The 24,963-nt window shown below is 72.1% G+C and carries 5 protein-coding genes; 3 read left to right on the plus strand and 2 right to left on the minus strand.

Annotated features, from left to right (window positions below; genetic code table 11):
* Positions 1-4 precede the first annotated feature (4 nt).
* Together EIZ44_RS09055 and EIZ44_RS09060 are read right to left on the minus strand one after the other, a co-directional pair.
* Entirely contained in the window at positions 5-1,042 is a 1,038-nt protein-coding gene (locus tag EIZ44_RS09055; protein ID WP_134662798.1) for a TauD/TfdA family dioxygenase, read from the minus strand.
* On the minus strand, positions 1,039-11,667 hold the full coding sequence (locus EIZ44_RS09060; RefSeq protein WP_134728258.1) for a non-ribosomal peptide synthetase: 10,629 nt from the start codon (positions 11,665-11,667) through the stop codon (positions 1,039-1,041). The genes EIZ44_RS09055 and EIZ44_RS09060 overlap by 4 nt, the downstream gene beginning before the upstream one ends.
* 367 nt (positions 11,668-12,034) lie before the next feature.
* Between EIZ44_RS09060 and EIZ44_RS09065 the strand changes: the two genes are divergently transcribed.
* Genes EIZ44_RS09065 through EIZ44_RS09075 form a run of 3 tightly spaced genes read left to right on the plus strand, consistent with a single transcriptional unit; the run spans position 12,035 to position 24,959 of the window.
* Complete coding sequence (locus tag EIZ44_RS09065) at positions 12,035-13,291, plus strand: cytochrome P450 (RefSeq protein WP_240691254.1); 1,257 nt, start codon at positions 12,035-12,037, stop codon at positions 13,289-13,291.
* Positions 13,288-24,168: a non-ribosomal peptide synthetase gene (locus tag EIZ44_RS09070; protein WP_134728259.1), complete on the plus strand. Its 10,881-nt coding sequence runs from the start codon at positions 13,288-13,290 to the stop codon at positions 24,166-24,168. The genes EIZ44_RS09065 and EIZ44_RS09070 overlap by 4 nt, the downstream gene beginning before the upstream one ends.
* Positions 24,165-24,959, plus strand: coding sequence for a tryptophan 2,3-dioxygenase family protein (locus EIZ44_RS09075; RefSeq protein ID WP_134662795.1), 795 nt, complete (start codon positions 24,165-24,167; stop codon positions 24,957-24,959). The genes EIZ44_RS09070 and EIZ44_RS09075 overlap by 4 nt, the downstream gene beginning before the upstream one ends.
* Positions 24,960-24,963: the final 4 nt, after the last annotated feature.

Consider the following 24,963-nt stretch of genomic DNA (forward strand, 5'->3'; position numbering starts at 1 on the left):
CGCTCTACTGGCCCTGTCCGCCCGCGCCGGCCATCGCGACGACGAGCTTGCGCGGTCCGGCGTACGGCATGCGCCCATGCGAGACGAGCATGTTCTCGAGAATGGCGATGTCGCCGTCCTGCCACCGGAACATGACGGTTTCTTCCCGGTAGGCGCGGCGGATCTCGTCGAGGTCGGCTTCGTCGATCGGGCTGCCGTCGCCGTAGTAGGTGTTGCGAGGCAGGCCCTGCTCGCCGAAGGCGGCCAGCAGCGTTTCGCGGATTTCGGGCGCCTGCGCGGAAATGTGGAACAGGTGCGCCTGGTTGAACCAGGCCGTTTCACCGGTTTCCGGGTGCGTCACCACCGCTTGGCAGACCTGACGGGTGCGCAGGCTGTCGTCGGCGAGCCATTCGTACTCGATCCCGGCGCGGTCGCAGAACGCCTCCACCTCGGTGCGCTCCGGCGTCTGGAACACGTCCTGCCACGGCAAATCCAGGCCCTGCCCGTAATTGCGCACGTACATCACGCCGTGCTCGGCGAACCGGTCGCGGATCGCGGCGGGGATGCGCGCCAGGACGCGGGTGCTGTCCGCGAGCGGCGTCTGGCCGCCTTCGGGAGCGGCCCGTACCGAGTAGAAGCCCAGTTTCAGCGGCCACGACCGGCTGTAGGCCATCTCGTTGTGCTGCGGGATTTCCTGCGTGGCCGGGTATTCGGTCGACGTGTAGACGTTGCCCGCGACGTGGCTGCGCGGCGTCGATCCGTAGGAGTACTCCAGCATGTCGCCGCCGACCAGCCGCACCACCTGCTCGAATTCGGCGACGTCGCCGACGGTGAACCCGCGCAGCAGCACGGCTTTGTGCCGGACGGTCTGCTCGCGGACCTGCTCGCGGTTGGCCTCGACCCAGGACAGCGCGTTGACGCCGTCGACGGCCGGGGCGAACAGCAGCGGCGCCGGGCTTTCGGCCAGCAGCGGGCGGGCCGAGACCAGCGTCTCCGGCGCGAGGCTCACCGCGGTTCGCCGCCGGGGCCGGAACTGGGCTGATCCGCTTTCCCGATTGCTCATCTTCCCGCTTCCTGTCGTGCGTTGGGTTCGACCTGGTCGGGCGCCGCGGCGACAGCACGGCGGCGCCGTCGCAGGGCTCCTTGGCTGTAGGCGGCGGCTCCGGCCGCGCCTGCGACCCGTTCCTCCTCGTCGGCGGCGGCGAGTTCGTCCGCGAGGTCCGCGATCGCGGCGCCCGGGTCGGCGGTCACGGCGCGCAGCACCCGCCGGATGTGCTCGGCCAGCCGGACGATCCCGGCGGGCCGGAACAGGCTGGTCTTGTACTCGCACACCAGGCTCAAGCCGGTGCCCGTGCGGCGGAACTCCAGCCGGAGGTCGTAGCGAGCCATGCCCGGCGGCGCCCCGACCGGCTGCGCGTCCAGGCTGCCGAAGCCGCCGGCGGCCGGTTCGTCCTGCACGACGAACCACGTCTGGAACAACGGCAGGTGACTGGCCGAGCGCTCCGGTTGTACCTCCTGCACGACGCGTTCGAACGGCGCTTCGGAGTGCGCATAAGCGTCCAGGCAGGTGGCCCGGACTTGTTCCAGCAGGCTCGCGAAGGTGGACTCGCCGCCCGGGTCCGCGCGCAGCACGACGGTGTTGACCAGACAGCCGATCAGCTCCTCGGTTTCCGGCCGGGACCGGTTCGCGACCGGCGTGCCGACCACCACCTCGGGCAGTTCCCTTGCCTGCTGAAAAGCGACCGCGGTGGCCGCGAACAAGACCATGAACGCCGTCGTGCCGGTCCGGTCCGCCACTTCGGCCGCTCCGGCCGCGACCGCGGCGGGCAGTTCGGCCTGGTGCATGGCGCTGGCGTGCGTCTGCACCTCCGGCCGGGGGAAATCGGTCGGCAGCGGGGCGGGGGAGATTCCGGTCAGCTTCGCGCGCCAGTACGCGAGATCGTCGGCGATCTGCCTGCCTGCCAAGCGGTCCTGCTGCCAGTCGGCGTAGTCGGCGAACTGGATCGGCAGCGGCGCGCGCGCGATCGGCTCGCCGGCGAGCGCGGTGCGGTAGTTCTCCGCCAGCTCGCGCAGCAGGAGATCAAGCGAGTGACCGTCGGCGACGAGGTGGTGCAGGCACAGCGCGAGCTGGTGCTCTCGCGGGGAGGTGCGCACCAGCACGGTCCGCCACAGCGGGCCCTCGGCGAGGTCGAACGGGGTTTGCGCGACCGCCGCTGCCAGCCGGTCGGCATGGTGCGGCTGGCCGGACAGATCCACCACCGGCAGCTCGGCGGCGAGCTGGTCCCGCACGAGCTGACCCGCTTCGGAACCGGCGATCGTCAGGTGCGTGCGGAGGCTTTCGTGCCGGTCGACCACCGCCTGCAGCGCCGTGCGCAAGGCCCGCGGGTCCAGTTCTCCGGTCAACCGCAGGACGCCGGCGATGTGGTAGAGCGGGGTGCCCGGCCGCCATCGCTCCAGGAACCAGAGCCGCAGTTGCGCCGACGAGAGCGGAGCCGGTCCGGTCCGTTTCCGCGGGACGATCGATGCTTCGTCGGCCCGGGCGCCGGCGATCTCCTTGGCCATCGCGGCGAGATCGGGTGCTTCGAAAACGGCGCGCAGCGGCAGTTCCACACCGAACTCGGCACGAATGCGGCCCTGCAGCCGCGTAGCGATCAGCGAATGCCCGCCGAGCGCGAAGAAACTGTCGTGCAGTCCGGCTTCGGGCACGTGCAGCACGCTGCACCACAGCTCGGCCAGCGCCTGTTCGGTCGGCGTGCGCGGTGCGACGTACCCGGCGGCCGGTTCTTCGCCCCCTCCCGGCGCGGGAAGCGCGGCGACGTCGATCTTCCCGTGCGCGGTCAGCGGGAAGGCTTCCAGCGTGACGTAATGCGCCGGACGCAGATGCGCCGGAAGGGCCTCTCCGACGCGGGAGCGCAGGTCGCTGGTGTCGCCGTCCGCGGTGAGATAAGCGACCAGACGCTGGTCCCCGGGTTCGTCTTCGCGCAGGACCACGCGGGCGCCGGTGACCTGGGGGTGGCGGCGCAGCACCGCTTCGATTTCGTTCGGTTCGATGCGGTGGCCGCGCAACTGCACTTGGTCGTCGGAACGGCCGAGATAGACGAAGGCTCCGTCGGGCAGCGCGTGCGCGCGGTCGCCGGTGCGGTACATCCGCGAACCGGGTTCCCCGAACGGGTCCGGCACGAATCGCTCGGCAGTCAGCCCTGGCCTGCCGAGGTAGCCCCGCGCCGGACCGGCTCCGCCGACGTGGAGGTGCCCGGCGATCCCGGCGGGCACCGGCCGGAGATCGTCGTCAAGCAGGTAGACGCGCAGGTCCGGGATCGGGCGGCCGACGACGCTTCCGGATGCGCGGTCCAGGTCCGGACGGCCGACCGGGTGCCGGGTGACGTGGACGGTGGTCTCGGTGATTCCGTACATGTTCACCAGCTGCGGGCGCTCCAGCCCGAACCGTTCGGCCCAGCCGGCGAGCCGGTCGGCGGACAGCGCCTCGCCGCCGAAGACCACCGTGCGCAGTGCGGGCAGTTCGGAGACCGTCTCGGCCAGTGGCAGGAAGGCCGAGGGCGTCTGGTTCAGCACGGTGACCGCCTGGTCGGCCAGGACCCGGGCGAAGTCGGCGGGGGCCCGCCGGGTGGTGTCGTCGACGAGGACCAGCCGTCCGCCGTGCGCGAGCGCACCCCACAGTTCCCAGACCGAGAAGTCGAACGACACGGAGTGGAACAGGCTCCACACGTCCTCGCGGCCGAATCCGAACCAGTGCCGGGTCGCGTCGAACAGCCGGGCCGCGTTGCCGTGCGGGACCAGGACGCCCTTCGGCCGTCCGGTCGATCCGGACGTGTAGATCACGTATGCGAGGTGCGCGGAATCGATCGGAGCCGGCGCGGGCTCGGCGGGCGCGGCCTCGGGCGTGAGGACGCGTGGCCCTGCGGGTACCCGGGCGGCCAGATCCGGCGAGGCGACCACGACCGGGGCGCCGCTGTCGGAGAGCAGATAGTCGAGCCGCTCCTGCGGATAAGCCGGGTCGAGCGGCAAGTACGCGCCGCCGGCGAGATGGCAGGCGAGTATCGCGATCACCTGGAGCGGCCCGCGGTCCAGCAGGATGCCGACCAGCACGTCCGGCCCGACCTCGGCGGCACGCAGCCGGCTCGCCAGGCCGCCCGCGCGGTGCAGCACGGCGTGGTACGTGAGCTGTTCGCCGCCCCACACCAGCGCCACCGCGTCGGGTTGCGTTCGTGCCGCCTCGACGAACCGCTCGATCAGCGCCGGGCCGCGGACCTCTTCCGGCTCGGGGTTCCAAGCGCGCAGCAACCGGTCGTCCTCCTGGGCCAGCGAGACGCTGCCGACCAGGCGGCCTGGACCGTCCGCAAAGGACTCAAGCGCGCGGATCACCTGCTCGGCCAACGCGGCAGCACTGTCGTCGGGGCAGCGATCGGTGGCGTACATGAGACGGAGCGCCAGCCGCTCGCCCGGGGCGGCGACGAGGGTCAGCGCCGCGTCGGTCTGTTCAGTGGCGCGCACATCGTGCGCCCGCAACCCGCCGCGCGGCCGTACGGCGTGTTCGCCGAGCGGGTAGTTCTCGAAGACCACCAGGCTGTCGAACAGGCGGCTGCCGCGGGGCACGCCGCTGCAGCCCTGTATCCGCACCAACGGCGTGTGTTCGTACTGCCGGACTTCGGCGAACGACGACTGCACGGCACGCAGCCACGGCGCCACCTCGGCGTCCGGGTCGACGCGCAGGCGCATCGGCAGGGTGTTGATGAACAGTCCGACCATGCTCTCGACCCCGGGCAGCTCCGGCGGCCGCCCGGCCACGGTCACGCCGAACACGACGTCGTCGGACTCGGCGTGTCGGGCGAGGACCAGGCCCCATGCCGCCTGCACCGCGGTGCTCAACGTCAACCCGTTGCCCCGGCACAGGTCCCGCAGCGCGCGGGTGCGCTCCGCGGACAGTTCGACCTCTGCCGTCGCGGTGCCGATCGGACCGCAGCCGGGCTGCTCCAGCGGAAGCGGGGTCGGCGCGGCGAACCCGGCGAGCGCCTCGCGCCATCCGGCGTCGGATTCGGTGGCGTCCTGCTCGCACAGCCAGCCGACGTACTTCTCGTACGGCGGCACGGCGGGCAGGTTCGGCCGCTGTCCGGCGACCTGCGCTTCGTATGCGGTGAACAAATCGGCGAGGACGATCGGCAGCGACCAGCCGTCCATCAGCAGGTGGTGATGCGTCCAGACGAACCGGTGGGTCCGCTCGGCGACCCGGGCGAGGGCGAAGCGGAACAGAGGCGGCTCGGCCAGGTCGAATCCGGCGGCGCGCTCTCTCTCCAGCAGGTCCGAGACCAGCGCGGCCACGTCGTCGCGACCGCGCCAGTCGGTCAGCCGCCACGGCTCCGGCACCTCGCGGTGGACGACCTGCACGGGATCTTCGCCGTCCGCCTGATGGAAGGTCGTGCGCAGGGCAGGGTGCCGGGAGACCACCTGATGCCAGGCGCTGCGGAACGCGCCGACGTCCAGATCGCCTTCCAGCGCAAAGGAAAGCTGGACGACGTACACCCCGCTGTCCGGCGACAGCAGTGCGTGAAAGCGCATGCCCTGCTGCAATGGGGACAGCGGATACGTCGCTTCGGCGCCGGATTCGTCAGCCGGTTCGGCGAGGTCGCGGACGTGCTGGAGAAACTGCTCGGCGAGCCGCGTGACGGTGCGCTCCGCGTGCATCGCGGGCACGTGGGTCCAGCGGACGTGCAACCGCCCGGCCGCCACGAAGGCGGTTACCTCGAGGGGATACGGCCGCGGCTGCCGGGGATCCTGAGTGCCGGAAGGCAGTTCGGGGACGAGTTCCCACGGGGCGTCGCCGAGTCCGCCGTCGAGCTGGCCGAGGTAGTTGAAGCACACTTCCGGCACCGGAAGGGAACGCAGCGGCGCGTCCGAGCCGTGCCGCAGCGCCAGGCATCCGGTACCGACCGCTTCCGTGCCGTCCTTGCCGAGCACCACCGGCTCGACGACCGTGAACCACCCGACGGTGCGGGTGAGGTCGGCATCGGGACCGGTGTCGCGGCCGTGGCCCTCGACGTCGACCAGCACGCGGTCGCGGCCGGTCCAGCCGGTCAGCACCCGGCCGAGCGCGGTGTGCAGGATGTCCTTCGCCGACCGGCTGCCGGCCGGCCGCAGCAACACCGAGGTCTGGTCTTCGTCGAGAGCGACGGTCACGGTGTGAGCGTCGCCGACGGCGCCGGCTCCGGCGTGTGCGAAGTCGGCGGGCGCGAAGTCCACCGGAACACTGCCGTCGTGCTGTTCCAGCAATGCCCGGCACCGGTCCTGGTCGCCCGAGCGGCCGCCGGCCGACTCGGCCCACTGACGGAACGACGTGGTTTTCGGCGGAAGCACGACCGGCTCGCGCCGGAGCGCTTGGCGGTACGCGGTGGCGAGGTCGTCGAGCAGGATTCGCCAGGAAACGCCGTCCACGCCGAGATGGTGCGCGACGAGCAGGACGCGGTGGTCGTCCTCCGAGACGATGGCGTACAGCGCGCTCAGCAGTACACCGCTGGCGAGATCGAGCAAGCGCTGTGTTTCCGCGACGCGGGACTCGAGCGCGGAGAACCGTTGCGCTGCAGGCAATGCGGTCAGATCGGCGATGTGAAGCAGCGCGGGCGGTTCCGCCGGGAGCGGGGCGTTGTCCAGCGCCCAGCCGTCTTCGGCGCGCAACCGCAGGCGCAGCGCGTCGTGATGCGCGAGCAGCGCGTGCAGCGCGATTTCCAACGCCGCCGGGTCGAGCGGCTGGGCGGAGCGCAGGGCGAGCGCCTGGTTGAAATGGTGCGGTGCGGGGAGCTTCTGATCGAGAAACCACTGCTGGATCGGCGTCGGGGACACGGGCCCGGCGACCGGGCCTTGCTCGGCGGAGACTGCGGGCGCCGATCCGGCGACGGCGGCCAGTTCCGCGACGGTCTGGTGCTGGAACAGCTGCTTGGCGGTGACGGCAAGCCCGGCTTGCGCGGCACGGGAGACCACCTGGATGCTCAGGATCGAGTCGCCGCCGAGCGCGAAGAAGTTGTCGTCCCGTCCCACTCGGGCGATGCCGAGCACCTGCTCCCAGACCGCGGCGAGCGCGCGTTCGGCCGCGGTGCGCGGCGGCCGGTATTCCGCGCTCGCGGTGAAATCGGGCTCCGGCAGCGCGTCGCGGTCGACTTTTCCGTTGCTGGTCAACGGCATCCGGTCGAGCAGCACGATCGCCGCCGGCACCATGAACTCCGGCAGGCGGCGCGCGCAGTGCTCGCGCAGCTCGGCCGTGCCGGGGCGGGGTTCGGCCACCACGTAGGCGGCGAGCCGGGCCGTGCCGCGGCGGACCAGCACCGCGGCTTCGCGCACCGCGGGGTGGTCGAGCAGCACGGTCTCGATCTCGCCGGGCTCGACCCGGAATCCGCGCAGCTGCACCTGATCGTCGGCCCGGCCGAGGAAGACCAGGCCGCCGTCGGGGCCGAACCGCGCGCGGTCGCCGGTGCGGTAGAGCCGGCCGCCCGGCGCACCGAACGGGTCCGGCAGAAACCGTTGCGCGGTAAGCCCGGGACGGCCGAGATAGCCGCGCGACAAACCGGGCCCGCTCACGTACACCTCGCCCGCGACACCCGGCGGCACCGGCCGGAGACGCGCGTCGAGCAAGTGGACCTGAGTGTTGGCGAAGGGACGGCCCAGCGTGGGTTCCGCGTCCTCGGCGCGGCACTGGCCGATGGTCGCGCCGACGGTGCACTCGGTCGGGCCGTAGCCGTTGAGGAACTGGCGGCCCGGCGCCCAGCGACGCACGACTTCCGCGGTGACGGCTTCTCCGGTCGAGGTCAGCACGGCGAGGTCCGGCGGGGTCGCGGGCAGCGACGCCAGGGCGGACGGAGCCAAGGTCGCGTGCGTGATCGCCTGCCGGCCCATCAGCCCGGCCAGTTCCGGACCCGGCAGGCGCTCCTCACCGGTCGCGATGCAGAGCGTGCCGCCGAAACACAGCGCCATCACGACATCCCACAACGAGGCGTCGAAACCGAATGACGCGACGGCCAGCACCCGGTCCGCGGCGGACGGGGCGATCGCGGACGCCTCGGCGGCGACCAGATTCGTCAGGCCGCGGTGCGTCATCAGCGCGCCTTTGGGCCGTCCGGAGGATCCGGAGGTGTAGATGACGTATGCGAGGTGGTCCGGGCCGACGGTGACCGCGGGTGCGGATGCGCTCGCGGCGGCGATCTCGTCCCGGTGGCCGTCGAGACGCACGACAGTGCCGACGCCGGACGGAACGGACTCGGCGAGATCGCTGGTGGTCACGACGACGCGAAGACCGCTGTCGGCGGCCATGAACGAGAGCCGGTCCGCCGGATAGGCCGGATCGAGGGGCAGGTACGCCCCGCCCGCGGCGAGCACCGCCAGCAGGCTGACGATCGACTCGGCGGACCGTTCGAGGAACACGCCGACCGGCGTCTCGGCGCACACTCCCCGCGCACGCAGCACATGGGCGAGCCGGTGCGCGGACCGCTGCAGCGCGGCGTAGGTGAGCTGCCGGTCGCCGCAGACGACCGCGATCGCGTCCGGCGTCCGAGCGGCCTGGCGCGCGATGAGCTGGTGCAGGCGTTGGCCCTCTTTGACCGGTGCCGCGGTGTCGTTCCACTCGGCGAGCTGCCGGGTTTCGGCGGGAGTGAGCAGCGGCACCGAACTCGCCCGCCCGCCGGGATCGGCGGCCATCGCGGCCAGCAGCAGGCAGTAGTGGTCGGCGAGCCGTTCGACAGTGCGCGCGGCGAACAGGTCCGTGCTGTACTCGACCACACCGTGCAGCCCGCCGTCGGTCTCGGTCACCGCGAAAGCGAGGTCGAACCGGGCAGTGCCGGGATCAAGATCGAGCTGCCGGGCGGTCACCCCTGGCAGGTCGACGTCGAAGGCGGAAGCGTTCTGCAGCGCGAACAACACCTGGTAGACCGGGTTGTGGCTGAGGTCCCGTCCGGGCCGCAGCGCGTCGGTGACCAGCTCGAACGGCACGTCCTGGGCGTAGGCCGCGAGGCAGGTGCGCCGGACCTGGCGCAGCAGGGCGCGGAAGCTGGGGTCGCCGTCGATCCGGACGCGCAGTGCGACGGTGTTGGCGAAGAATCCGACGACCTCCTCGAATTCCGGCCGCACCCGGTTCGCGACCGGCGTCCCCACCACCAGATCGTCTTGCCCGCTGTGCCGGGCGAGCAGGACCGCGTACGCGGTGAACAAGGTCATGAAAAGGGTGACTTCTTCTTCCCGGCTCAACGCGGTCAGGCGCCGGTGCAGGTCGGCCGGGACGGTGAAGGTGTGCACGGCTCCGGCGAAGGTCTGCACGGCCGGGCGCGGCCGGTCCAGCGGCAATTCGTGCAACGCCGGTGCGTCGGAGAGCTGTTCTCGCCAGTAGGTCAGTCGCGTGCCCAGCTCCGGGCGGTCCCGCTGCCAGCGGGCGAACTGCGCGTACCGCGCGCTCGGCGGAGGCAGCGGGGCGCCTCGGTAGGCGGTGGCGAAATCGCGCAGCAGCAAGGAAAACGACCAGCCGTCGACCACCGCGTGGTGCCCGGCCAGCACCAGCACGTGGTCGTCGTCGGCGACGCGCACCAGCGCGGCCCGCAGCAACGGGGCGCGGCCGAGGTCGAACGGGCGACGCGCGACCCGCGCCGCCAATTCCCGCCCCGCGTCCGGCGTCGCCTCGGCGTTGATCAGCTCGATGCCGAGGCACAGCTCATCGGAGACCACCTGCACCGGCTGGCCGTCGTCCGAAACTATGGCCGTGCGCAGCGCGGAATGCCGGGCGACGACCGCGTTGAGCGCGCGTTCGGCCTCCGGGACCGACACCGGCCCGGACAGCCGCACCGCCACGTGCGACACGTAGGCCGCGGTACCGGGCAGAAGCTCTTCCAGGAACCACAGCTGGCGCTGCCCGGAGGAGAGCGGAGCGGGGGAGTCGCCGGACGGGAGTGCGGCGTCGGTGTGCGTGCGGTCCTGCTCGGCGATCTCGCGGGCGAGCGCCGCGAGATCGGTCGCCTCGAACACCGCGCGCACGGGCAGGTCGACACCGAACGCCGCGCGGACCCGGCTTTGCACCATGGTGGCGAGCAGCGAATGGCCGCCGAGGGCGAGGAACCGGTCGTGCCTGCCTGCCTTAGGCACGGCGAGGACGTCGGCCCAGATCTCGGCGAGCCGCTTTTCGGCATCAGTGACCGGTTCTTCGTACGGTCGGCCGGAATCCCGTCGCACGGGAGGCAGCGCGGCTCGGTCGACCTTGCCGTTCGGCGTGGTGGGCAGCGCGTCGAGGAGCGGGAACGCGTCCGGCACCAGGTGGGCCGGCAACCGCTCGGCGCAGTGCGACCGCAGGTCTTCGGCAGTCGTCTCGGCGGCGACCGCGTAAGCCGTCAGCGTGTCGGGCGCGGCGATGACGACGCAATCGCGCACCGCCGGGTGCTCGCGCAGCACAGCCTCGACTTCGCCCGGTTCGACGCGGTGGCCGCGGACCTTCGCCTGCCGGTCGAGCCTGTCCACGAAGTCCAGTTCGCCGTCCAGGCGGCGCAACACGCGGTCGCCGGTCCGGTAAAGCCGCGCGCCGGGCTCGCCGAACGGATCCGGCACGAAACGGTCCGCGGTGGTTCCCGGACGCCGCCAATAGCCGCGCGCCAAGCCGGGCCCGCCGAGGTACAGCTCGCCGGAAGCGCCGGGCGGCACCGTCCGGAGATCGGCGTCGAGGACGTGCGCCCGGGCGTCCGCGACCGGGACGCCGATGGTGACCGGCCCGTCCGGCACGCACGTCGCCGCCGTCGACCAGACCGTCGCCTCGGTGGGGCCGTACAGGTTGTGGAAGCGGCGGCCGGGCGCCCACCGGCGGACGACTTCCGGCGGGCAAACCTCGCCGGCCACCGAGACGGTGACGAGTGCGGGCAGCTTCGCGGCGGGGGTGACCACCAACGCGGACGGCGGCAGGGTGACCGTCGTGACCGCCTGCCGGTCCAGCGTCGCGATCAGGTCCGCGCCGGGCATCAGCCGCTCGCCGGGAAGGACCAGCGTCGCGCCGGAACACAACGCCATGACGATCTCGAACACCGAGGCGTCGAAGCTGGCGGATGCGAACTGCAGCACCCGGCGGCCGGGTCCGGTGCCGAGAATCCGTTGCTGCGCGAGGGAGAGTCCGGCGATGCCGCGGTGGGTGAGCAGGGCTCCCTTCGGCCGTCCGGTCGATCCGGAGGTGTAGATGACGTACGCCAGAGCGTCGACGCGCGGCGCCGGCAGCCCGGCGGTTTCGGCGGGCCACGGCTGGTCGAGCGGCAGCACCCGCGCGCTGTGCCGGGGCAGCGAGATCGCGGAATGGGTGAGCAAAAGCGGTACGTCGCCGTCCGCGAGCAGGAACTCCAGCCGCCGGGCGGGATACGCGGGGTCGATCGGGAGATAGGCTCCGCCCGCCTTGAGCACTGCCAGCAGCGCGGTCACCAGGTCCGCGGCCGGCGGAAGACAGACACCTACGCGCACGTCCGGTCCGACGCCCAGCGCGCGCAGGCGGCGCGCCAAGGCGGTGGCGCGCGCGTCGAGCGCCCGGTAGGTGAGCTGCCGGTCGCCGCAGACGACCGCGATCGCGTCCGGCGTCGCACCCGCGTGCGCGGCGAACAGTTCGTGCAGCGCGGCCTGGCCGGACGGAGCGCCGGCGAGCGCGACTGCGCCGTCCGGCGTATTCGATGCCGTCATGCAGCTGCTTCGGCGGTGCGCCGGAAACCGGCGGCGGCAGTCGTCCGTGACTCGCTGGATAACACGCTGAAACGCCCCCAGAATGGCGTGGCTGCGGATCAATTCTCCCGCACGCTAGCACGGAGCGGGGACCTCGCCAACCCGCTTTGCGCGGGACAAAAAATGCGCTGTGGCAGGTAATGGAGCATTGCATCGAATTACGATCATTGCGCATTGTCCGGACCGCTGAAAGCATTGCCGGGAAGGTCTTGCACGCATTCCGCCGAAGCCTCTACTGTCGGGCTCGCCGACCGGACAGCATGTGGAGCAGTCCGGTTCCGGCGCAGGGGACGACCGCCCGGGGCGGCGGAAGACGGAGGGCGGCTTCGTGAGTGCCGAAACGGCGGTTGCGGCGGAAAACCCGGCGGTGTTCGATTTGGCCGACCCGGCCACCCATGCCGATTCCGACCTGTCCGGGATGTGGCGTTATCTGCGCGACCGCGAACCGGTTTACCGGCATTCCGAAACGGCGCACGGCCCGGAATTCTGGGTGATCACCCGGCATGCCGATGTGCAGGCGGTGTACAAGGACAACATCCGGTTCACGTCCGAACGCGGCAATCTGCTCACCACTTTGCTGCGCGGCGGCGACACCGCGGCCGGGAAAATGCTCGCGGTCACCGACGGGCCGCGGCAGCGGGAACTGCGCGCGGTGCTGCTGAAGGCGTTCTCGCCGCGGGTGCTCGAACGGGTCTCCGGGCAGGTGCGCCGGTCCACCCGGCGGGCAGTGCGGGCCGCGGTGCGGCGCGGCACGTTCGATTTCGCCGGCGAGGTGGCCGACCGGATCCCGATGACCACCATCTGCGATCTGCTCGGCGTGCCCGAGGCCGACCGGCCGCATCTGCTCCGCCTGAACAAATCCGCGCTCAGTTCCGACGACGCGGACGAAACGTTCAGCGACGCGTGGGCGGCGCGGAACGAGATCCTGATGTATTTCGCCGAGCTGGCCGAGCTGCGCCGCGAAAACCCGGAGGACGACGTGATCAGCGCGCTCGCCACCGGCAGCATCGGCAATCGCGCGCTCACCGTGCACGAGATCATCTTCAACTGCTACAGCCTGGTCATCGGCGGCGACGAAACCGCGCGGCTGTCCATGTGCACCGCGGTGCAGGCACTCAGCGAGCACAAAGACCAGTGGCGCGCGCTGCGCGAGGGCACGGTGGCGAAGGAAACCGCGGTCGAGGAGGTGCTCCGCTGGGCGACGCCGGCCATGCACTTCGGCCGGGTCGCCCTCGAAGACGTGGTGCTGCACGACCGCACCATCGCCGCGGGCGACATCGTGACGGTGTGGAACTGCTCGGCGAACCGGGACGAGCGGGTGTTCGACCGGCCCGAGGTGTTCGATCTGGCCCGCCAGCCCAACAAACACGTCACGTTCGGGTTCGGCCCGCACTTCTGCCTCGGGTCCTATCTGGCCCGGGTGGAGATGTCCGCCCTGCTCGGTGCGCTGGCCGAGTTCGCCGCGGACATCGACGTGGCCGGGCCGGTGACGCGAGTGCGCTCCAACTTCCTCAGCGGTCCGAGCAGGCTGCCGGTCGCGGCCGTCCCGGCCGCGGCCGCCGACGAGCTGGACTCGGCGCTGTGAGCGACGTCGCGGACCTTTACCCGCTTTCCCCGCTGCAGCAAGGATTGCTGTTCCACACCGTCTCCGACGACCGCGGCGGGATGTACGTGGAACAGGTCGCGTTCCGCGTCGAAGGCCCCTTCGACCCGGATGCTTTCGCCCGCGCGTGGCAGCGTGTGGTCGACCGGCACCCGGCGCTGCGCACCTCGTTCCTGTGGCAGAAGCTGGACGAGCCGGTTCAGGTCGTGCACCGCGAGGCGCGGCTCGACGTCGTGGTGGAGGATTGGCGCGGCGCGAGCGACGCCGAGCGCGAGCAGCGGCTGGAGGAGTTCCTGCGCGCCGACCACACCCGCGGGTTCGACGTGGCGCGGGCTCCGCTGCTGCGCATCGCACTGATCCGGCTCGCCGAGAGCGCGTGGGAAATCGTCTGCAGCAACCACCACCTGATCTTCGACGGATGGTCCCGGGCAAGGCTGCTGCGCGAAGTGATGGCGTACTACTCGGCGGCGCCCGGTGCCGAGGTCCGCCTTCCGCCGGTCCGGCCGTTCCGCGATTACGTCGGCTGGCTGCAGGCCCGGGACGACCAGGCGGCCGAGCAGACCTGGCGCGACGCGCTCCGCGGGTTCGCCGCCCCGACCCCGCTGCCGGCCGGGCCCGCGAACCCCGGCTCGGCGGGATCGGCGAGCGCGGTCGTCGAGCTGGACGAGGAAGCGACAGCGGCGCTGCAGCGGATGTGCCGGGAGCACGGGCTCACTGCGAGCACGGTCGTGCAGGCCGCCTGGGGGCTGCTGCTGGGCAAGCACAGCGGTTCCGACGACGTGGTGTTCGGCGTGACGGTGGCCGGGCGTCCGCCGCAACTGCCCGGCTCCGAGGACATGATCGGGCTGTTCATCAACACCGTGCCGGTGCGCGTGCGCTGGTCGCACGGTCAGCCAGTCGGCGAGTGGCTTCCGCAGCTGCAGCGCTCGGTCGCCGAGCTGCGGCAGCACGAACACACGCCGCTGGCGCGGATCCGGGCGTGGAGCGAAGTGCCCGGCGGGGTCGCGCTGTTCGACAGCCTGGTGGTCTTCGAAAACTACCCGCTCGGCGACGACTCCGTGCGCGGCGAATCGGACCCGGTGGTGCGCGACGTGCGGGTCGCCGAGCAGACCGACGTGCCATTGACCCTGGTCGCGGCCCCGGGCGACCGGTTCAGCCTCCGCCTGCTGTACGCCACCGACCGGTACGACGCGCCGACCGCCGCCGACCTGCTCGGCCAGCTCGCCCGGCTGCTGGCCGGCATGGCCGCCGATCCGGCCCGCCCGGTGGCCCGGCTGCCCTTGGTGTCCACAGTGGACGAGGCGGAGCTGGTCCGGCGGTGGAACCCGGAGACCGGCGAACTGGCCGCACCGACGCCGCTGGTGACCCGCTTCCAGGAGCAGGCCCGGACGCGGCCGGACGCGATCGCCGTCGTGTGGGGCGAGGAACAGCTGAGCTATCGCGCGGTGCTGCGACGCGCGTCCGGTCTCGCGGAACGTCTGCGGTCCGCGGGCGTCGGCCCGGAGAAGCTGGTCGGCGTGCTGTCGGAGCGCGGGCCGCAGCAGGTGATCGCGGTACTGGCCTGCCAGCTCGCCGGCGGCGCGTACCTGCCGCTGGACCCGGCCTACCCGGCCGACCGGATCGCGTACCTGGTGGCCGACAGCCGGACGCCGATCGTCGTGACCACCGCGGACCTGGCCGCGCGGGTGCCTGCCGGACCCGCGGTCGTCGTCCTGGACGAGTGTGCGGCCGAACCGGCTGACGTGCCGGTGGACCCGGCGCAGCTGGCGTACGTGATCTACACGTCGGGTTCCACCGGACAGCCCAAGGGCGTGCTGGTGCCGCACGGCAACGCGGCCCGGCTGTTCGACGCGACCCAATGCTGGACCGGGTTCGGCGCGGACGACATCTGGAGCCTGTTCCACTCGATCGCCTTCGACTTCTCCGTGTGGGAGCTGTGGGGCGCGCTGGCACACGGCGGCCGGCTGGTGCTGGTGGACGAACCGACCCGGCGCTCGCCGGACGACTTCGCGGAACTCCTTGCCGAGCAAGCGGTCACCGTGCTGAACCAGACTCCTTCGGCATTCCTGCCGCTGGCCTCCCGCGCCGGCGAACTGCCCGCCCTGCACACGGTGATCTTCGGCGGCGAGGCGCTGTCCGCCGGACAACTCGCCGGCTGGGCCGGCCGCACCGGGTTGCGCCGGCCGCGGCTGGTGAACATGTACGGCATCACCGAGACGACCGTGCACGTGACCCAGCACCGGGTCGCCGAGGCCGATCTGCGGCCCGGGGCGGGCTCGGCGATCGGCAGGCCGATTGCGGACCTGCGCGTGTACCTCCTGGACGACGATCTGCGCCCGGTGCCCGCCGGCGTGGCCGGCGAGCTTTACGTCGGCGGCGCCGGGCCCGCCCGCGGATACCTCGGCCGGTCCGGGCTCACCGCGGAGCGCTTCCTGCCGGACCCGCACGCGCACGGCGCGCCGGGCGCCCGGATGTACCGCACCGGCGACCTGGCGCGGGCGCTGCCCGACGGCACGTTCGTCTACCTCGGGCGCAGCGACAGCCAGGTGCAGGTCCGCGGGCACCGCGTCGAGCCGGGCGAGATCGAATCCGCGCTGCGCACCCACCCGGACGTGACCGCCGCACACGTGCTGCTGCGCGACGAGAGGCTGGCCGCGTACCTGGTCACCACCGGCGAGATCGCCGACATCCGCGAACACGTGGCCGGGTCCCTGCCGAGCTACCTGCACCCCGCGCACTACGTGGTTGTCGGCGCGTTCCCGTTGACCGCGCACGGCAAGATCGACGATGCCGCTTTGCCGGCGCCGTCCGGCGACCGCGTTCAGTCCGGTGCCGAGTACGCCGCGCCGGACACCCCCGCCGAACGGGCGCTCGCCGAGATCTGGCAGGACATCCTGGGGCTGGACGCGGTCGGCGTGCACGACAATTTCTTCGCACTGGGCGGAGATTCGATCCTGAGCATGCGGATCGCGGCCCGGGCGATGCAGGCCGGGCTGCGGATCAATCCGCGGCAGTTGTTCGAGCACCAGACCGTGGCCGAACTGGCGACGGCGGCCGGCTCCGAAACAGCCGAACCCGCGGTGGCAGAGCCCGATCCGACCGGCCCGATCCCGCTGACGCCGATCCAGTCCTGGTTCTTCGCCGCGGAACGGCCCGCTCCGCATCACTTCAACCAAGCGTTCGTCATGCGGCTGGATCAGCCCGCGGACCCCGACGCGCTGCGAGCCGCGCTCGTGCACCTGACCTCGAAGCACGCAGCGCTGCGGCTCCGTTTCGAGCGACGCCCCGACGGCCGGTGGCAGCAGCGGATCGCTGAGCCCGCCGAGCATCCCGAGCTTCTGCGCTGCGTCGACCTCTCCGCGAGCGCCGAGCCGGTCCGCGCGTTCGAGGAGATCGCGACTGAGACGCAGACTTCGCTCGCCCTGGACGACGGCTTCCTGTTGCGCGCGGTGCATGTCAGCCTCGGCGACGACGGCGAGCGGCTGCTGCTGGTCGTCCACCACCTGGGAGTGGACGGCGTTTCGTGGCGCGTCCTGCTGGCTGACCTCGCGACGGCCTACGCCGAGATCTCCCGCGGCCGAAAGGCGCCAGCCGGCGCGTCCGGCACTTCCTTCGCTGCCTGGGCGACTCGGCTGGCCGAGTACGCGGAGTCGGACGAACTCGCCGCGGAAATCCCGTTCTGGCAGGACATGCTTCGCGCCGCGAACGCGTCGCTGCCCGTCGATTTTCCCAGCGCCGGACCGCACACGGCCGGCACGGCGGCAACTGTGACCCGGTCGCTGAACCGGCGGCAGACCCGCTCCCTCCTGCACGCCGGGTCTGCCCGGGTGCGGCCCGTCGAGGTCCTGCTCGCCGCCCTGGGCCAGACCCTGGGGGAGTGGTCCGGCCGCGACCGCGTGGTAGTGGACACCGAGGGACACGGCCGCGAGACGTGCTGGGCCGGTGTCGACCTGACCGGCACTGTCGGGTGGTTCACCAGCCTTTACCCGCTCGAACTGTCCGCGGGCGACGCGGTTTCGGCGCTGCGGCACGCGAAAGCCCGGCTCCGGTCGGTGCCGGACGGCGGCATCGGGCACCAGTTGCTCGCCTACGGCCGGGGCGTCCGTTTCCGGGCGGCCGAGCGCGACGTCCTGTTCAACTACCTCGGCCAGTTCGACGAGAACCCGGAGAACGGCGCCGGCTGGCGGCTGTCCGGCGAACCGGCCGGAGTGCCGCAGGACGACCGCGCGCCGCGCCGGTATGCGCTGGAAGTGACCGCCGCCGTCGCGAACGGCAAGCTCCAGGTCCGCTGGACCTACAGCCCCGGCCGGCACCGCGAAGCCACCGTGGCCCGGCTGGCGGGCCGCTTTCTCGATTGCGTCGCGCAGTTCGCGGGCGTCGCGGAGGACGCCGCGCTGGCGACCCCGCAGGATTTCCCGCTCGCGACGGTAACCCAGGACGCGGTGGACCGGTTCGCCGCGTTGCCCGGCGGTCTCGAAGACCTGTACCCGTTGTCGCCCATGCAGCAAGGGATGTTGTTCCACCTGCTGTACGCGCCGGAGGGCGGCGTGAACGTCGAGCAGGTGACCTGCCGGCTCACCGGCGACCTCGACGTGCCGTCGCTGCGTTCGGCGTGGGCGGCGGTGGTGGCGAGCCACCCGGTGCTGCGCACTTCGTTCCACTGGCGCGACGGCGATTCCCCGCTGCAAGCGGTGCACCGCACGGCGGAAGTGCCGTGGCGGGAGCTGGACTGGCGAGGCCGGACGGCCGCGGAACAACGCGACGCGCTGGCGGATCTGCTGCGCGCGGACCGGGCCGAGCGGTTCCGCCCGGAAACCGCGCCGCTGATGCGGCTGACGCTGGTCCGCACCGGCGAGGACACCCGCGAGCTGATCTGGACCCACCACCATCTCCTGCTGGACGGATGGTCGCTGGCCCGGGTGTTCCAGGAAGTCCTCGCGTTCCACCGGGCCGCGCTGACCGGCACTGAGTTCGTCCCGGCGCCGGCCCGGCCGTACCGCGACTACCTCGGCTGGCTCGCCGAGCGCGATTCGGCGCAAGCGGAAGCCTTCTGGCGCAAGGAATTCGGCGACATCAGCGCGCCGACGCCGTTGCCGGTCGAACCGGGCGAGCCGGTGCCGGGCACCGGGTCCGCCACCGAGATCGCGCATTTGACCGCCGAGCAGACTGCCGCCGTGCAGGACTTCGGCCGGTCCAACCAGGTCACGCTCGGCACCCTGGTGCACGCCGCCTGGGCGCTGGTGCTGCACCGGCACAGCATGGAACCCGAAGTGGTGTTCGGCACCGTCGTGGCCGGCAGGCCCGCGGACTTGTCCGGAGCCGAGGGCATGGTCGGGCAGTTCATCAACACCCAGCCGGTGCGGCTCCCGGTCGAGCCGGACCGGGAAGCGCTGGACTGGCTGCACGACGTGCAGCGCGCGCTCGCCGACGCCCGCCAGTTCGAGTTCACCCCCCTGGTGGAGATCCACGGCGTCAGCGCGGCTCCCCGGGACCAGCCGTTGTTCGAGTCGGTGCTGGTGTTCGAGAACTACCTGGTCGAGCAACTGCCGGAAGCCGCGGCGGCGCGTCCCGCCGGGATGCCTGCGGTGGACCGGTTGCAGGGGCACGAGCAGACCAACTACCCGCTGACGCTGATCTCGGCGCCCGGCGAGCAGGTCCGGCTCCAGTTGCTTTACGACGGCGACCGCTACCGTCCGCAGACCGCACGGCGGGTGCTCGACCAGGTCCGCACCGCGCTGGCGGCGCTGGCGGACAATCCGCGGCGCACTCTCGCGGACCTGCCGGTGCTGGCCGAGGAGGAGGTCCGGCAGGTGCTGGTCGACTGGAACGACACCGCGGTGCCGTTCCCGCTGGACCAGACTTTCCCGCAGCTGTTCCAGGCACAAGCGGCGCGCACTCCGGACGCGCTCGCTGTGGCCGACGACGACCGTGAGCTGACCTACGCCGAACTGGCCGCGGCCGCCGCAGGCCTCGCGCACCGCTTGCGGGGCCTCGGTGTCGAGCCGGAGACCAGGGTCGCCCTGTGCCTGGACCGCTCGGTCGACCTGATCGTCGCGATCCTCGCGGTGTGGCAGGCCGGCGGCGCGTATCTCCCGGTGGACGCCGCGCTTTCCGCGCAGCGCATCGCCTTCATGCTCGACGACGCCCGCGCGGCGGTCGTGGTCACCACCAGCGCGGCTCGTGCCGCCCTTCCGCCGACGGACGCACAGGTCGTCTGCGTAGACGACGCTGACCAGCCCAGCGCGGTACAGCCGCCGGATCCGCGGACCGGGCCGGACCATCTCGCGTACGTCATCTATACCTCCGGCTCCACCGGCAGGCCCAAGGGGGCGATGGTCGAGCAGCGCGGGATGGTCAACCACTTGCTCGCGAAGGTCCGCGCCCTCGGCCTTTCCTCGGACGACACGGTGGCTGCCACCGCGTCGCCGTCCTTCGACATTTCGGTGTGGCAGTTCTTCTCGGCGCTGCTGGTCGGCGGCAGCGTGCGGGTGTTCGCCGATCCGGTAGCCCACGATCCGGTGCGGCTGATGGCCGAGACCGCCCGCCGGGACGTGACGATTCTCGAAGTGGTGCCCTCGATGCTCCGCGCGATCGAGGCGTCCGAGACACCCGGGGAGCTGCCTGCGCTGCGGTGGCTGCTGCTGACCGGCGAGGCGCTGCCCGCCGACCTCTGCCGGACCTGGCTCGCCCGGCATCCGCGGATTCCGCTGCTCAACGCCTACGGTCCGACGGAATGCTCCGATGACGTCACGCACCACGTCATCGCGGCCCCGCCCGCCGCGGACGCTTCCGGAGTGCCGATCGGGACGCCGTTGCCGAACACGCGGCTGTACGTCCTGGACAACCGGCAGCGTCCGGTGCCGCTCGGCGCGCCCGGCGAATTGTGCGTGGGCGGCAGCGGAGTGGGCCGCGGGTATGCCGGACGGCCCGGCCGCACCGCGTCGTCGTTCGTGCCGGACCCGTTCGGGCCGCCGGGCACGCGGCTTTACCGCACCGGCGACCTGGTGCGCGCAGCGGTGGACGGCACGCTGGAATTCCTCGGCCGCATCGACCATCAGGTGAAGCTGCGCGGCTTCCGGATCGAACTCGGCGAAATCGAGGCGGTCCTGCACCGGCACCCGGCCGTGCGCGACGCGGTCGTCCTGCTCCGCGAGGACGTGCCGGGCAACCAGCAGCTCGTCGCGTACGCGGTGACCGGCTCCGCCGACCGGGACCTCCTGGCGCACTGCGCGGAGGACCTGCCCGGGTACATGGTTCCGTCGGCGTTCGTCCGGCTGGACGCGCTTCCGTTGACCCCCAACGGGAAACTGGACCGCCGCGCGCTCCCGCCTGCCGCCGGGGCCGCCGCGACCGCCGAGGCGGACCGGCCGCGACCCGGCATGGAGGAGCTGGTCGCCACCGTCTGGTCGGGCGTCCTCGGCCGCACGGACGTGAGCCGCCAGTCGGCGTTCTTCGCGCTGGGCGGGCATTCGCTCTCGGCGATGCGGGTGATCGCCCGCCTGTCTGCCTTGGTGCACGCGGAGCTCCCGCTCCGCGCCTTGTTCGACAACCCGACGCTCGCCGACTTCGCTCGGTTCGTCGAGCGTGCGCGGCTGGCGGACGACTCGGCGCCGGTGCTCGCCCCGGTCCCGCGCAATGGCGTCCTTCCGCTTTCCTTCGCACAGCAGCGTCTTTGGTTCCTCGACCGATGGGCGCCCGGAAGCTCGGCGTACAACCTGCCGATGGCAGTGCGCCTCGCCGGCGACCTCGACGTCACTGCACTGGCCGACGCCGTGCGGAACGTCGTGCGCCGCCACGAATCCTTGCGCACCACGTTCTCCAGCGACGACGGCACGCCATACCAGGTCATCGCCAAGATGCCGGAGGTCCGGCTGCCAGTGGTCGACCTGCGCGAACTCGACCGGGCGGACGCGCTCTCGCAGGCCCGGGCGCTGGCGAGGCGGGACGCCCGCGCGCCGTTCGACCTCGAAACCGGCCCGCTGCTGCGGACGGCGCTGGTGCGGCTGGCCGAAGACGACCACGTCCTCCTGCTGAACCTGCACCACATCGTCAGCGACGGCTGGTCGTCCGGCGTGCTGGTCGCGGAGCTGAGCGAGAGCTACACCGCGGCGGTCGAACACCGGCCCGCGGTGCTGCCGGAGCTGCCGGTGCAGTACCCGGATTTCGCGGTGTGGCAACGCGAACTGCTCAGCGGCGAGCGGCTGGAACGCGAGCTCGCGCAATGGCGGGAGAAGCTGGCCGGCGCGCCCGGACTGCTTGCGCTGCCCACTGACCGGCCGCGGCCGGCGGTGCAGACCCACCGGGGCGCGAACCTCGCGGTCGACCTGCCCGCGCGGGTGGCCGCGGCCGCCCGGGAACTGGGCAGTGCGGAAGGCGCGACCGTCTTCATGGTCCTGTTCGCCGCCTTCGCGACCGTGCTGTCGGGCTACAGCGGCCAGCACGACTTGCTGATCGGCACCCCGATCGCCAACCGCTCGCGGCCCGAACTGGAGCCGCTGATCGGATTCTTCGCCAACACCCTGGTGCTGCGCGCCGACCTGACGGGCGCGCCCACCGGCCGGGAACTGCTCGCCAGGGTGCGCGAGACCACTGTGGACGCCTACACCCGGCAGGACGTGCCGTTCGAGCTGCTGGTCGACGCGGTGCGGCCGGAGCGCTCGCCGAGCCACAGCCCCTTGGTTCAGGTGTTGTTCGTGCTGCAGAACGCGCCGGCGGGTGGCGCGCCGTGGCCAGGATTGGAAATCAGCGCGCTGCACGACCAACCGGCCGGTGACACCGCGCGCTTCGACCTGACCCTCTCGGTGCGCGAATCCGCCGAAGGGCTGCACGCCAACGTCGAATACAACACCGACCTCTTCGACCAGGCGACGATCCGCCGCCTGATGCGCTCGTACGAAAGCGTGCTGGGGGCGCTGGCCGAGGACCCCGACCGGCGGGTGCCGGACCTGCCGTTGCTGCCCGCACCGGAACTCGCCGCGCAGGCCGTGCTCGCCGGTCCCGCCGCCGAACTGCCGGAGACCACCCTGGCCGCGCTGGTGCGCGCGCAAGCGGAGCGAACACCTGACGCGATCGCGGTGTCCTCGGCCGGGCGCGAGCTGACCTACCGGGCCTTGCGCACCAAGGCCGAGCGGCTGGCGCAGCGGTTGCGCGCGTCCGGGATCGGCCCGGAGGACCGGGTCGGCGTCTGCCTGGACCGGTCGCCGGAGCTCGTCGTCGCCGTGCTCGGCGTTCTGTTCGCCGCTGCCGCCTACCTGCCGCTCGATCCGGAGCACCCGGCGGAACGGCTCGCGTCGCTGCTGGCCGACAGTGCGGTCGCGGCGCTGGTCACCGACCAGGCGGTCGTGCCGGACATCGAAACGGTGCATCCGGGCGAGGGAGCCGATCCGCGAGGCGGACCGGAGGCGGTGCCGGACAATCTCGCTTACGTCATCTACACCTCGGGCTCGACGGGGCGGCCCAAGGCGGCGATGAACACTCACCGCGCGATCGTCAACCGGTTGCAGTGGATGCAGGACACCTACCGCCTCGACGGCGACGACCGGGTGCTGCAGAAAACGCCGGCGACTTTCGACGTGTCGGTGTGGGAGTTCTTCTGGCCGCTGCTGACCGGTGCGCGGCTGGTGCTCGCCGCGCCCGGAGGACACCGAGACCCGCGTTATCTGGCGGAGCTGACCGACGAACAAGCCGTCACCACGGCGCATTTCGTGCCGGCCATGCTCTCGGCGTTCGTCGAAACGCCCGAATCCGCCCGCGCGAGTTCCCTGCGCCGGCTGATCGCCAGCGGAGAGGCGCTGCCCGCGGAGGTCGTCCGGGCGGTCGCGGCGAGGTTGCCCGGCGTGCCCTTGCACAACCTGTACGGGCCGACCGAAGCCGCGGTCGACGTGACGCACTGGCCGTGCCCGCCGGACCCGATCGGCGCCGTGCCGCTCGGCGCGCCGGTGGCCAACACGCGGATCCACGTGCTGGACCGTTTCCTGCGGCCGGTGCCTGCCGGGGTTCCCGGCGAGCTGTGCATCGGCGGCGTGCAAGTCGGCCGCGGTTACCACGGCCGGCCGGGCCTGACCGCCGAGCGCTTCGTGCCCGACCCGGCCGGGACGTCCGGCTCCCGGCTGTACCGCACCGGCGACCAGGTGCGACTGCGCTCCGACGGGGTGCTCGAATTCCTCGGCAGGCTCGACCACCAGGTCAAGATCCGCGGCCTGCGCATCGAGCCCGGCGAAGTGGACGCGGTGCTCGAGGCGCATCCGGACGTCCGGGCAGCGGTCACCGTCGTGCACGGAACCGGCGACCAGGCGCGCCTGGTCGGATACGTCGTCACGGAGTCCGAAGTGGACGATGCGGGGCTGCGGTCGCACTGCGCTCGCACGCTGCCCGCCTACCTGGTGCCTGCCGTGTTCGTGCGGCTCACGGAATTCCCGTTGTCGCCCAACGGGAAGATCGACCGGAAAGCGCTTCGGCCGGTGGACGGCGACGAACTCGGCGGAGTTCCTTACCGGGTGCCCGCGACGCCCTCCGAGGAGAGGGTCGCGAAGGTGTGGCAGGTCGTGCTCGGCGTGCCCGAGGTCGGCGCGGACGACAATTTCTTCGCGCTCGGCGGCCATTCGTTGCTGGCGACCCGCGTGCACGCCCGGCTCCGCGCCGAATTCCAGTCCGACCTGCCACTGCGGGCGCTGTTCGAGCTGCCGACCGTGGCCGCGCTGGCCGCCGAGCTCGACCGCCGGTCCGCGGCCGGGCCCGCGGCGGACGCGGGCGCGATCCGGGCGGTGGGCCGCGACGGCTACCGCCGCCGGAAATCCGAACTCCGAATGCCGCGCGCGACCGCCCCGGCAGCGCAGCCCAGAGGGGGAGATGCGGGATGACCGACCTGCCCGGCACCGCCGAGCTGACTTACGGGAGCTACCTCGAACTGGACGCCCTGCTGCGGCTCCAGCGCCCGGTGAGCGAACCCGAGCACCCGGACGAACTGCACTTCATCGTCACCCACCAGGCGATGGAGCTGTGGTTCAAGGTGATGATCCACGAGCTGTACCGGGTTCTGCCCTGCCTGGCCGACCGGCAGTGGGCGCGTGCGGTCACCAGGATGCGCCGGGTCAACGAGATCTTCGCCGCCCAGACCGCGCAGATGCAGACGTTGAACACGCTGGAGCCGAGCGCCTTCCTGCAGTTCCGGCACGCGCTCGGCACCGCGAGCGGATTCCAGTCGGTGCAGTTCCGGGTGCTCGAGGTGCTGGTCGGTTTGCGCGAGCCGGGTTACCTGGCCCAGCTCGCCTCGGCCAGCAGCGGCGTGCTGCCGTCCGACGTGAGCGCCGCGCTCGCCGTGCCGAGCCTCGCCGAAGTGGCCGTCGGGGTGCCGCGCGCGGCTGGCGCCGAGGACTGGCAGGCGGTGTACGCGGAACCGGAGCGGCATGCCGCGCTGGTGCTGCTCGGCGAGGAACTGCTTGACCACGACCGGATGTGGCTGCGCTGGCGGCACGAGCACCTGTGCCTGGTCGAACGGATCATCGGCAGGCTGGTGCGCGGCACCGGCGGCGGATCGTCCGGCTATCTCGAAGGCCGGGCCGCGCAGCGGGTTTTCCCGTTCCTGTGGGACCTGCGGCGGCAGCTGACCTTGGCCACCGAAAAGAACACCGTGAAAGAACCGCGCCGCTGAGCGC

Source organism: Amycolatopsis nivea, assembly GCF_004522235.1.
Classification (GTDB): domain Bacteria; phylum Actinomycetota; class Actinomycetes; order Mycobacteriales; family Pseudonocardiaceae; genus Amycolatopsis; species Amycolatopsis nivea.

Bases quoted from the DNA above. Each gene is read 5' to 3' on its own strand.
- EIZ44_RS09055 (WP_134662798.1), bottom strand. From the start codon at position 1,042: ATGAGCAATCGGGAAAGCGGATCAGCCCAGTTCCGGCCCCGGCGGCGA.
- EIZ44_RS09060 (WP_134728258.1), bottom strand. From the start codon at position 11,667: ATGACGGCATCGAATACGCCGGACGGCGCAGTCGCGCTCGCCGGCGCT.
- EIZ44_RS09075 (WP_134662795.1), top strand. From the start codon at position 24,165: ATGACCGACCTGCCCGGCACCGCCGAGCTGACTTACGGGAGCTACCTC.